Annotated in this window: 1 protein-coding gene; it reads right to left on the bottom strand. The window is 47.8% G+C overall.

What is annotated here, in order from left to right; translation table 11 throughout:
• Nucleotides 1-11 precede the first annotated feature (11 nt).
• Nucleotides 12-13,412: an SDR family NAD(P)-dependent oxidoreductase gene (locus WA407_RS21745; RefSeq protein WP_336078349.1), complete on the bottom strand. Its 13,401-nt coding sequence runs from the start codon at nucleotides 13,410-13,412 to the stop codon at nucleotides 12-14.
• Nucleotides 13,413-13,461 lie beyond the last annotated feature (49 nt).

Here is a 13,461-nt window from a genome sequence, read left to right as displayed (position 1 = left end):
GTAGAAACTTCTCATTTACGTATACATATATTGAGGATTTCACTGGCAGCCTCATCAACAGACAGGGTATCGTTCATCATTTCATCCAAGAGTCTGCCGCACAATATATCATCAAAGTCTACATCGCTCTCACCTTGCGAAAATAATGCATAGGCTTTTACTTGATCCTTGCTTTCAGAAGTCCAGTAATGCTCTTTAGCAAAAGGGTAGGTAGGCAGGCTGATACGGTGAGGCATCTTCCCTGTGTAAAGTTTTTTCCAATCCAAATTTATTCCTTTGGCCCATAGCTCCAAAAGCTTGGTATATTTCTTTTTGGAAATCCAAAGATCGATCATTTGTTGCAAATCTTCGTCCCCCGAAAAAATAGACAACGATTCTCTGTTGCGTTTAGCCTGTCCCCTATATAGGTTGAGCATGTTATGACGTCCATCCACAAAACTCTTTAATTTTCCCTCAAGCTCTGCGGTAGATTCCACAAGTACGGCTAAACGCTCCTCCATCGCTTCGCGCCCCACCTGAAGCGTGTAGGCAATATCCGATAGGCTTGCGGAGGATAGCTGACCCTGAAGAGCATTCAGCAGCTGTCGTCCCTTTTCCTTAAGCTGCTCCTCGCTCTTGGCTGACAACACGATCATAGCAGGTCCCTGAGAGTCAGATTCTGTTCCAGACTGTTCCTGATACTCGGGAATATACTCTTCAATCACGATATGGGCGTTTGCCCCGCCTGCACCAAAAGACGATATTCCAGCCCGTCTTGGATATTCTTTTGTGATTCCATCGCTTGTAATTACCGGTCTCTTCCATTCCTCCAGGCTTTGTTGAACGATAAATGGAGTATTGTTGAAATTAATTTCAGGGTTCAACTTCCTGGAATGTAAGGATGGTACTAGCTGGCTGTGCTTAAGCTGCAACAATATTTTAGTCACTCCTGCAATGCCTGCTGCACTCTCACAATGGCCTATATTCGATTTGACCGCCCCTATGGCGCAGAACTGCTTATCCGTTGTGAATTTTTCGAAAGCCCTTGTCAATCCTGCAATTTCAATAGGATCTCCCAGAGCTGTACCGGTTCCGTGGGCTTCAATATAACTAACTGTCCTTGCATCAACATCCGCACGCTGGAGCGCCTCTTCAATCAACCAGGATTGAGCTTGAGGGCTAGGTACTGTATAACCGCTGGTTTTACCTGAAGCATTTAGCATGCTCCCTTTGATAACTCCATAAATATGGTCGCCATCTGCAATGGCCTTCTCCAGCGGCTTCAACACAATCGCACCGACACCCTCTCCGTCGACAAATCCATCTGCCTGGTCTCCGAATGACTTACATTCACCCGTTTTAGAAAGCATCGTCATAGCCGACAGCTTGATATAGTGGATAGGATCTACAATTAAGTTGACTCCCCCGGCAATGGCACACTCGCTTGTACCGCTATACAGACTTTCCAAAGCCAAATGGATCGCCGTCAATGAGGAAGAGCAAGCGGTATCTAAGGACATACTCGGACCTTGGAAATCCAAATGATAGGAAACCCGGTTCGAGATGGAATTATATTGAGGTCCCAAACCGTAATTTCCGTTCATAACACCTGCAAATACACCGACTCTTCTACTCTCACAAAGATTGGCAGGGGTATACCCAGCATCCTCTATGCTTGCATATGCTGCTTCCAGGAACAGTCTTTCCTGCGGGTCCATTGTTTCGGCTTCTGCGGGAGAAATTTTGAAAAATAGCGGATCGAATAAATCAATGCCTTCGATAAAACCACCCGATTTCGTATAGATTGTGCCCCTTTTCCCTTTTTCTTGGTCAAAGTAGGTCTTCCAATCCCAACGGTCTTTCGGAATTTCAGTTATGCAATTTTTACCTTCTCTTAGATTGTTCCAATATTCCTCTATATTACGAGCTCCCGGATAGCGTCCTGACATCCCAACAATCGCAACATCCCTGATATTGGAGGATCGTGTCGTTGGCTTTTCCATTGTGCTGTCAGAAGGCTTAAGGAAACGCCCTCCCCGGTCAAACCTCATTGGGACAGTAGCGAGTAATTGCGAAGCAGGGCCCTCTTCAACTCTGGAAGTCTCTTCGGTCAACTCCTGTTCCTTCATTCCTACCAGCTTCTTCAACGAGTCCTTTTGCGTTTGAAGAAGGTATGCTACTAGATCATCTATGGTGTTGTACTCAAAAAACAGCGTGCTGGCAAAATCCTCGATGACTTCACGCAAAACATTTGTGATTTGCACTACCAATATCGAGTCAATTCCATACTCTTCCAGGGCAACCGTTGAGTCGATACTTCCCGGTTCCATTTTTAGCGTCTCACCAAGCAAATGTTTAAAGTACGCCGTACTTTTTTCACGCAGCACATGTTCTACCTCTGCTTGTGCTACCTCTATTTTGGGTTGAGTTCGTTGTTTCACTGATACCGTTTCTACGGTTCTTTTCTCTATCAATATTGATCTTCGTTTGTGCTGTCGCTTTTGCCGAACCAAGCCATCGCTTTGGGCTGCAACAATCTGCTGGCCCCAATCATGCGCCTCTTGCGCCGGGAAGAACGCTGCATGGAAACCTTCTTTGTCCAATACGGTTTCCCATATTTGAGGATGGAGCCCTGGGCATCCAGGAATACGCCATTCCGGATCCTCATACGCCCACCAGCCATCTAGCAATCCGAAGGTAAGGTGGGTAAACACGCTACTACCTGTGATTTCATTGAGCAGGAGCAAGCCGTTGCTTTTCAAAACCGCTTTTGCATTACGTAACGCCTGACGGATGTCTTTTGCGGTATGAAGTACATTAGCGGCAATGACAATATCATATTTACCCGTCTCAATACCTTGCCCGGCAATAGGTTCTTCAACATTAAAAATCTGATAGCTGAGATACGGATTATGCGGCCCATACTCTTTTTCTGCATGCATCAAAAAGGCTTTGGAAATATCGGTATAGCAATATTCCTGAATGTGTTTGCTGTATGGGCGTAATTTCAGGAAAAGCGCAGCACTGGTCCCTCCGGTGCCCGCGCCGATTTCCAGAATTCTGATTTCCGCAGCGGCGTCGGCCATAATCCTCTCCTGGATATAAGCAGCAGTAGTATCGGCAAGTACCTCATTAAAGTAGTCCACAACCAGATTGTTCTTATAAATTCCTTCCACTAGTTCCATTGAGGAATTGGGGAAGATGATTTCCGTCGCAGGCGATTTTCCGGTAAGCACTTCTGGTAAAGCTCGTAGCGTTGTCTCAACCAAATTGACCCTTGCTCTCATCTGCGGATATTGCAGCCAAGTACGCTTGCGCTCTTCCCATTCATGCCAGACATCATCTCGATCCGTCAAGCTGGAGTTTCTACCTGATAGGTCGTTATCCATCTGTGCCAAAATCTCCATGCTCTCTTTTAGCCATTTGCCATATAGCTCAGGAAGTCCGAGTTTATTTTTGAACTCGTCGACAGACTGACGATCTGTCCCTGATAACCCCATGGACAAGAGCTGCTCCCGCAACAACCTGTGTAGGAGATGTTCCATCTCCCTTTCCTGGAGATCGCTCATATCGTCTGCGGCATAATTTTCGATAAAATGGCTTCTTGATTGTATTGCTGTAGCAATATTTTCCTGTATATCCCTGAGGTTCGGAGCCGAATTAGGCGGGTAGAGATCAATCTCTTCTGTCGGATTAGTCCCTTCCATCTCCAGATGTCTTGTTGTTTTCATAAGCCCCATTTGGTCGATCGGTGAGGCAAGAAGCGTCCCAAGCGCCTCCATCCCCTCCTGCGGGTCAATGAGCCCAACACCTATTTGCGCCAGTCTGGAGTAGTTTTCTACCTCCTGCCGTCCATTTTCGGAGGCATTGTTTTCGCCGCTCCCCCAATATCCCCAGTTCATGACCTTCACCGGACAACGCCATTCCTGCGAAAGACGATGCGCAAACGCGTCTTTAAAGGTACTTCCGGCAGCATAGCTACTTTGTCCCGGATTCTTTACATAGGTAATCATGGAAGAGAAGAACAATACGAAATCCAACGGCTCATTTTGGAAGACCTGAGCCATGCGTACACTGACATCAACCTTTGCTGAAAGCCCTGACCGGAGCTCTTCCTCCGTCAAATCTTCCAAGCCCTTCTCCAAAAATGAAATGGCTGAGTGGACCACACCGTTTATGTTGGAGTACCGCTGTTTTATTTCCTCATATGCCCGCTGCAGCTCCCTTTCGTCTGCTACATCCGCCGTGATATAGCATGGAACAGGTCCCAGGCCTTCAAATCCGTCCAGTTTGGCCTGGATAGAGGCATCCTTTTGCCTTCTGCCTAGCCACACCATCTGAGCCTGGTAGGTACAGGCCATATACTTGCTCCAAGCCTCTCCGATAGTGCCGGCGCCCCCGATGACCACATAGACGCCTCTGACTTTGTATAGCGTCTGTCCTTTTAAACCTGAAGTCTGTTTGAATGGAATCAATTGCTGCCGATACCACTGCCCATTTCTGAAAACCCACATCCGTCCTTGCCGGTCTGAAGGCAGCGTAAATATATCGGATAGCGGCCAGTCATCATCGGATTGCAGGTCAAGGATACGGATTTTCCAGTTCGGATATTCTTTGGCCATGGTGCCTACCAGCCCATGAAGACTTGCGTGAGTCGGGTTGACTGTATCGTTCTGATCCATCGGCTGAGCTTGATTGGTTATCGTTGTCCAGCCTAGCTTTTTCGTCCCGTATCCCAATAAAAGCATCGCTTTGACCATTCTAAAGAAGAGAAGGACTCCCTGCTCCTGTTCCTTGATCATGGATTCAGCAGTCACCGATTCGACGGAAGCACAGGGTGCAATCCACAGAATATGGTCAACGGCTCCATATTCTTCTACCTTTGAGGCTACTGTTTCAATGGAATCGTGCGCTTGAAGCTCCAAGAAATGCGCCCTAGGATAATACTCCCGGATGGCCTGTCTGTCTTTGTCAGCACCACCTGCAATGACCAATCGGTCTGTCGGTGAGGGGGAAACGACATCTTTTTTTATAGCAACCGGGTCCCATTTCGGGATGAGCATTACAGATCCCACAAGCGGGTCGGCGGCACTTTCTCCTGCCGCTGCGCCTTGTGCATTTTCAATGCCGATTTCTCCGTCCAGCGCCCGGGTGGATAATCCTGTTATTCTGACGCAAATAGTTCCTTCCTCATCACACAAGTCAATATTAAGCTTCTGTACCTTGTCTTCTTTCTTGCTGCCCTCGCTGTATTGAATCAACGACCACATGGTCGGGGTGCATGCCCCATAAATCTCAATCTCTTGGAGGGCAAACGGCATATGAGGCGTAGCTGGTACAGCGGTACCCGGTAGCCCTCCGTTCTCTTGGCCCATGATTAACCCGATGGATGCATGCAAGGCCGAATCCAGCAAGCTGGGGTGAAGGACCAAGCTGTCCGCCATATTAGAAATGAAGGAAGGCAATGCCAGCTCGGCTAGCACCCTGCCCGGATGTGTATATACCTTCTCCACACATCTGTATGCCGGGCCATAATCCATACCCATTTCCTCGAAGATTTCGTAACATTGCGATCCGTTAAACCTGTGTTGACCAAAATCTGCCTGTAACGCCTTAAGGTTTAGTGTTGGTTTTTGCTCTACGCAAACCTGCACCGCATCACCTTGGCTATGCACGGTATGCCCTCTTTCGCTTCCTACTTGCCCGCTATACACTTCAAAGCTTATTTTTCTGGTGTCTTCCAGGGATAGCCTGGTGTGTACAGGAACTGGCTGGTTGTCCACCACAATGGGCCGAATCCAGTTTACATTTTTCAAACGGATTCCTGTTGTGCTGTTGTCCATATCGCCTGTGGAACATTCTACAGCCGCCCGTACCATCTCAAGATAGGCTACGCCAGGCAGAACCTTTTGGCCTTTCACAACATGATCCTTGAGGAAAAATTCATCGCCTGTAAACGTTGAACTGAACCGCTGCTCCAGAAAGTCTGAAGTGTTCTGATGCAGTAAAGGTGTCAAAAAGGAAGATTGGGACGAAGCGGCTTCTGTTATTGCGGCGCTCTTTTCCTCATGTACGGGTATCCAATAACTTTCTCTGGCAAAAGGATAGGTTGGCAGACTCATCCTGCGAGGCTTCACATCCTCATAAAGCTTGTTCCAATCCAAAATCAGTCCCGTAACCCAAAGTTCAGCGAGCTTTCCATACTTCCCTTTGTCCACCCATGCATCAATCATTTTAGCCATATCTTCATCGACTTCCTGAGTGACAAGCCCTCCTCTATTACGCTTTACCTGTCCTCTATACAGTTCTTCTACACCTTCCTTTTTTTGCAGGAAGCCTTCCAATTTCCAATCAAGCTCTTGGATGGATTTGGCAATGATCGCCAGACGTTCATCCATCGCTTCCCTCCCAATTTGCAGCGTGTAGGCGATATCTGAGAGACTTGTATGCGGGTCATTCAGCTCTCTGATTGCAGACAGCAATCTTTGCACCTGCTCGTCCAGCCTTTCCTTATTTTTGGCCGACAACACGACCATGACAGGATTCAGGGATGTAGGAGCAGCTTGCTGCTGACTAGCTTCTTCTGGAATATATTCTTCGATGACCACATGAGCGTTAGAGCCCCCAGCACCAAAGGCCGACACTCCTGCTGCCCTTGGGTATTCTCTGGTTTCACCGTTGATGGCAACTACAGGTCTTTTCCACTCTTCTAACCCCTGCTGAACTTTAAAGGGACTATCGCTGAAGTCTATATTGGGATTTAAGGTACTTGCATGTAGCGAAGGCACGATTTGTTTATATTTCAACTGCAAAAGTACCTTTGTCACCGCGGCGATACCAGCAGCGCTCTCACAATGCCCGATATTAGACTTCGCCGACCCGATTGAACAGAACTGCTTATCCCCGGTATATTTACGGAAAGCCTTTTGTAAGCCTGCAATTTCAATCGGATCTCCCAGTGGAGTTCCTGTACCATGGGCTTCTATATAGCTGATGGTTCTGGGGTTGATTCCTGCCTCCTTAATTGCCTGACCAATCACACGGGCCTGTGCGTTGGGGTTAGGTACGGTATAGCCGTTGGTTTTCCCCCCGTGGTTCACTGCAGTTCCTTTGATAACTCCATATATGCGGTCTCCGTCTGCTATGGCTTTGGCTAATGGCTTGAGCAGCAAAGCTCCGACTCCTTCTCCCGGTACATATCCGTCTCCCTGTCCGAAGCTTTCACATCTCCCATTGCTTGATGCAAAACTTCCCTGTCCCAACAATAGGTATTTGTTAGGATGGATGGAGACGTTGACCCCTCCTGCTACTGCCAGTTCGCATTCTCCATGCTGTAGTCCATGACAGGCCATATGAATTGATGTCAGTGACGAGGAGCACATAGTATCTACAGCGATACTTGGCCCTTGAAAATTACAAAAATACGATACCCGGTTGGCAACCGCCGAGGCATTACCGAAAAACCCAATCATCCTTCCCTTGGCTTGTTCCTGGGCTCCATAAAGTTGATACTCATGATACATCACTCCAACGTAAACCCCGACATTGCCTTCTATGCCGCCAAGCTCCCGCTCTGCACAAAGGCTTTCTCTCGTATAACCTGCATCCTCTATCGTTTCATAAACGCATTCCAGGAATAAGCGCTCCTGCGGGTCCATCGTTTCCGCTTCCCTTGGCGAAATATTGAAAAACAACGGGTCAAACCAGTCCACCCCATCGATGAACCCTCCCCACTTGCTGTAGGTTTTCCCAGGCTTGCCTCTGTTTTCATTAAAGTACAGACTGTGATCCCAGCGCCTCTTGGGAATCTCTGTAATGCAATCTTTTCCATCCCTTAGGTTTTCCCAGAACTCTCGGATACCTAATGCTCCCGGATATCTTCCTGACACGCCGATAATTGCAATGTCTAATGCCTTCTTCTCCTGATGTGGCTGTATACCTGTCGGGAGAAGCCATGGACGCCTACGATTAGCCGATATCGAGGTCAAAGGCTCTATGGTTGCTTTTATAGGTGCTTTCGGGCCTGCATCAGGAGCCGTATTCTTCTCTGTCGCTTCTACAGCATCAATCAGCCGACCGCGATACGAGTCAAGGAAATAACCCGTCAATGACCGGAGATTTTGGTATTCAAAAAATAATGTTTTCGGTAGTGAGCCGAAAGTCTTTTCCAATTCATTGGTAAGCTGCATAACCAGTATGGAGTCAATCCCATACCTGTCCATTGGTGCATGTACATCTATACTTTCAGCGGGCAGCTTGATCACGGTTGAAAGTACCGTCTTCAAATAACCCTCCGCTTTTTCCCTTAGCCATTCTTCTCCGATAAGCGGTGCTCCCTCGCTTTCCATTACAGATCGGCCTGAGACATCAGTTTCCGAGAGCTGGCCTAAAATTGCCGCTTTAATCCTTTGGGGATATCCTTCGATCACCATAACCTGACTTCTGCCGGAAGACAGACTTTGATACAAAGCTTTGATTCCACTCTCCGTTTGCATGGCAATCATGCCTAGGCCCTGCATCGCCCTTTCCGTTTCCAGGTCGACATGCATGCCTCCATCCTTCCACAGAGGCCAGTTTATCGACAGCGTTTGCCCCTGGCGCTGCTTTGCTGTCACCAAAGCATTTCGATAGGAGGCATAAGCATCCATAAAGCCATTAGCAGCGGAGTAGTCAACCTGTCCTACATTGCCAAGGCTTCCTGCGCCCGAAGAAAATAAGATAAAGAAATCCAGGGGCAGGTCTCTGCTGGCCTGGTCCAGATTCATCACCCCTGAGACCTTCGGAGTCAGCACTTCTCTAACCTCTTCTTTAGTCTTCTTGATGATGAAGTTGTCCCGAATCACTCCGGCTGTGTGCAAAATACCGTTAAGGCCGCCAAATTGCTCGACGATGCCATGAATTAGCCCGGTAACCGATTCGTTGTGGCCCACATCCGCCTGTTGGTACTCTATATGACCACCCAGCGCTCTCAGTTCGTTTAACTGAGCCTTTTGGTCCGCAGAAAGTGATGACCGACCCACCAATATGATGATGGAGTTTTTCACATTGCGCAAAATGTCTCTGGCAAAAATAAGCCCCAGACCGCCTAAGCCACCAGTAATGAGATAGATCCCACCATCTCTCCACGGCAGGTCTGCATCTTCACGTAAGGCTTCAATTTCTTGCCATATTAAAGCCTGTCGTTTGTCCCCTTGGTACCATATCCGTTCGTTATACCGGCCACTCCGGTTCCCTTGTAGTTTCTCAATGATTCCTTCGACATCATCCTCCACATCAAGCTCAAGCAACTGACCCATGACATTCGGATTTTCTTTTTGAGCGGTTTTCAGCATTGCAAAGAGCCCGGAATAAACCTGTTGGTCCTTCCGAGCGTGGGTTGCAAGCTGTATCAAAACTTTCTGTTTGGGTATGTCCAGCAGGATGCTTTGCAATTCTTCAAATATCTGAATGGTATAATCTTGAAACCGACCGTCCATATCCGCGCTGGAAGACTGTAAAACAAGGCAGCGAGTACCATCCATGCGGGCTTCAATATCCTCCCTGGCGGTACCATCCACTTCACACAGGATCACAACATACCGGATATCTTCGTTTGCGTTCACCCCTGCGGTGACAGGCATCTCCTGCCAGACAGGTTCAAGCATCAGTGTACCCATATCCTCAGTGATGCTGGCTTGTCCCACATCTCCTTCCAACGCTCTGGATAAAAGTCCTTTGAACTGCACGCAAATCTTTCCGTTCTCATCGCACAGATCAATATCCACCTTACTTAATCCATTCGACGTCTCTTCACTCCCATCGTGAGAGATCCGGGCCCACATCTCTGGAGTGCATTTTTCGGATATCTTCAGTTCCTCCAAAGCAAAGGGTAACGCAGGCTTGCCTACAGGCAAATTTTCTTCCGAACCCATTACCAAGCCGATTGTGGCCTGCAAAGTTGAATCCATCAAAGACGGGTGCAGAACAAATTCAGTTTGAGTATGGAGTACAGAGGATGGTAAGGACAGCTTGGCCAGCACGTAATCCTTTCCTCGGAAGATTGCCTCAATGCCACGGTGTGCCGGTCCATAGTCTATCCCCATGGCTCTGAAAGCTTCATAGCATTGGCTTGAAGAAAGTGGTGTACGGGTACATTCTGCCCGTAAGACATTCAGGTCCAGATACTGTAGCTCGCCCGCCCTCTCCAACACAGCGACTCCCTGACTGTGTATAATGCCCTCAGCGTCGGCTCCTTCCATCCCGCTGCATATTTCAAACGCAATCTCTCCATTGTCCTGGGGATATAGACTGATGAGTACCCTCACCGGTCCGTCTGCTACAACCACAGGCCGGGCCCATACGATATTTTTTAGCCGAATATGTGTCTCGCCTTCTACTACAGCCCCCACTGCCTCTTCTACAGCTGCTCGCACCATTTCGAGATAAGCCACCCCGGGTAATGTTTGTTGAGCCTTGATTCTGTGGTCTGACAGGAAAAATTCCCGACCTGTAAAAGTAGAGCTATAACGTTGTCCGGAGAGATCGGAAATATTCTGATGCAATAAAGGATGAATTTGGGCAGTCATAGCTGGATTTATACTGCCTTGTCCAGTGCCCGTTTCGGATAACCAATAGCGTGCCCTTTCAAAAGGATAGGTCGGCAGACTGATTCGTCTGGGCTTGATATCTCCATAAAGTGCGTCCCATTCAATGCTTGCGCCATTGGCCCACAATTTGGCTACCTTATCAAGTCTTTTCTTCTCAGTCCAGGCCCGAACCAGGGTTCCGGTGTCTTCGTCCGAATCCAAGAGTTCGATTCTGTCCCCTGCATAGTTCACACGGCCGATCAGCACTTTTTCCGACGAGCTTCCGTTAATAAAAAGTTCAAGTTCATCTATCAGATTTTCTCTTGAATCCGTCAAAAACGCGAGACGCCAGTCCATAGCCTCTCTTCCCACTTGCAAGGTATAGGTCAGGTCCGTCAGATTAACGCTTTCGTGCAACTTAACAAAATTCATCATATCTGCTGCATAGGTTTTCAAGGATTGTTCACTTTTAGCGGACAGCACAAATAGTCCCGGGTTGTCTTTACCCACTGGGGGTAGATTCACCGCAGAGACTACAGGAACATATTCTTCAATAACCATATGAGCGTTAGTGCCGCTAAATCCGAAGGAACTTACGCCCGCACGCCGGGGTACTCCCGGTTCGGGCTCCCAGCTTTGCAGACCGGTGCTAATGTAGAACGGGCTATCCTCCAGAGAAATATGTTCATTTAAGGATTCGAAATGGATGGTAGGCGGCAATTGGCGGTGCTTCATGGCCAGCAGCACTTTCATCACACTGGCCACCCCGGCCGCAGTCATCATATGACCCATATTGCTTTTCAGTGACCCCAAGGCGCAATAACCCTTCTTGCTTGTATAGGATCGGAATGATTCCGTAAGTCCCTCCACCTCGATAGGATCACCCAGCTTTGTTCCTGTCCCGTGAGCCTCGACCATGGAGATGGTTTCGGGATGAATGTTAAACCGTCGATATACGTCTTTTTCCAGCGAGATTTGTGAATTTACACTTGGGGCAGTTATTCCGTTGGTTTTTCCATCCTGGTTCATTCCCCATCCCCGAATAACTCCATATATGGAGTCCTTGTCTCTGACTGCATCAGAGAGCCGTTTTAATAAAATGACCCCAACTCCTTCTCCGGGGACAAACCCGTTTGCACGGGCATCAAAGGTAAAGCACCGTCCATCCTTGGACAGCATTCCTGCCTTGCTAGTCATAACATGCATTCCCGGACCAGCCATAATCATGACTCCGCCTGCCAAAGCAAGGTCACTTGTTTCTAAAAGGAGACTGTTGCAAGCTTCAGCAATGGCCACCAGAGAGGAAGAGCACGCGGTATCAATAGCCAAAGAAGGACCTTTCAAATTTAGCAGATACGAAATCCGAGCGGATAGAATTGAAGGAGACCCTCCCATGAGAACCTGCGCATTTAACCCCTGCCCACTCATGGACCTCCCATAATCACTGGCTGCACAACCTACAAAAACACCGCATCGGCTCTCCGACAGTGAGGCTGCATTTAATCCGGCATCTTCAATGCATTTCCAGCTGCTTTCAAGAAACAGACGCTGTTGAGGGTCCATCATCTCTGCTTCTGCAGGGGATATATTAAAGAACAACGGGTCAAATTTATCTACATCCTCTAAAACACCCATCCATTTGCTATAGGTTTTTCCCTGAGCCTTGGGATCGGTATCGTAATATTCATCGATTGACCATCGCGTTGAAGGGATTTCCGATATACAATCCCTTCCCTGAGCCAGATTGTCCCAAAATTCAGCCAAAGTCTTGGATTCGGGGAATTGCCCTGCCATACCAATAATCGCGATAGACTCCTTATGTTCCTGACCGCGCGGAATATCTGGCATAGCTTTTTTAGAATCAGCATGCTTGACCGTTTTGTGGGAATCATTGCTATTCGGCAGCTGTCCATAGGCAAATTGAATCCGTTCTTTAACCTCTTGCTGATTCACAAACGTTTTATCCTGCATTTTTATTTCTTTTTCAATGGTAGCCGCCAGCTTTTCTCTTATCGATTGAGCCATATGGTTTTTCAGCTCAATTAATGACTCCCTGGGAGACTCGGACAGTTTTCTTGCCAGCTGCATGGCGTACGGCACCACTTCATTCCTCGGCACAACAGGAAAAGGAACCCCTTTGGTTTCCAGTTCCGAACCGCTATATCTAGTACCTGTAAATAAAATTTCCTGTGCCATACTAACCCCGAATTTCTCAGGGAAAATCAGGGTTGAACCCGCTCCGGGGGTAAAGCCGTACTTCATAAAGTTAGTAGTATAGATGCTTTCCCGACTCATCACGATAAAATCGCAAAACATCCCCATGCACCAGCCAGCACCAATCCCATGTCCCTGCATAGCAGCGATGACGGGCAGCTTGCAATCCAAAGCAATCTTATAAACATTGGTATCGCTATATTTTGCCTTTCCCTCATGGATAGCCAGCAATCCCTCTTGGGTGCCTCCTGTGGCAAAGTAGGTGTCATATCCCGTCAGAATCACAACTTTATAATTTTCGTTAGCCTGCACTGTCTCAAACGCCTGATTCAGGCCAATAATCAGTTCATCGGAAAATGTATTTTTGTGCGCCGTGTCCTTCATTTTCAACAAGACAATCCCGTGCTCAAATTCCTGCAATTCAACCACAGACTGTACCTTTATTTGGGGGGCGCTTATCTCCTGCCCATCCTCCGGCGTGTGGAAGCTGTCCAATGGTTGCAACGTGAAAGCCACTCCTTCTGATAATTCCTGTGGACTGGCTTCCAATGATTCATCCGGGAGCTCGCCAATAAATTGAAGCAATTGTTTTTCAGCATCTTCATAATTTATTTCCCCTGCTTGCACCGCACGAAAAATATCTTTTGAATCCATAAACATGTCCTCCTAGCTGTATGAAATAGGACAAATACCGTGTTGGCTG

The organism is Paenibacillus sp. 203 (assembly GCF_037027525.1).
Lineage (GTDB): Bacteria > Bacillota > Bacilli > Paenibacillales > Paenibacillaceae > Paenibacillus > Paenibacillus polymyxa_B.
Note: the sequence above shows the minus strand (reverse complement) of the source record. Positions and strands in the feature narration are given on the sequence as shown.

What these genes read in the sequence shown, in the direction of transcription:
- WA407_RS21745 (WP_336078349.1), bottom strand. Translation starts at nt 13,412, where the DNA reads ATGGATTCAAAAGATATTTTTCGTGCGGTGCAAGCAGGGGAAATAAAT.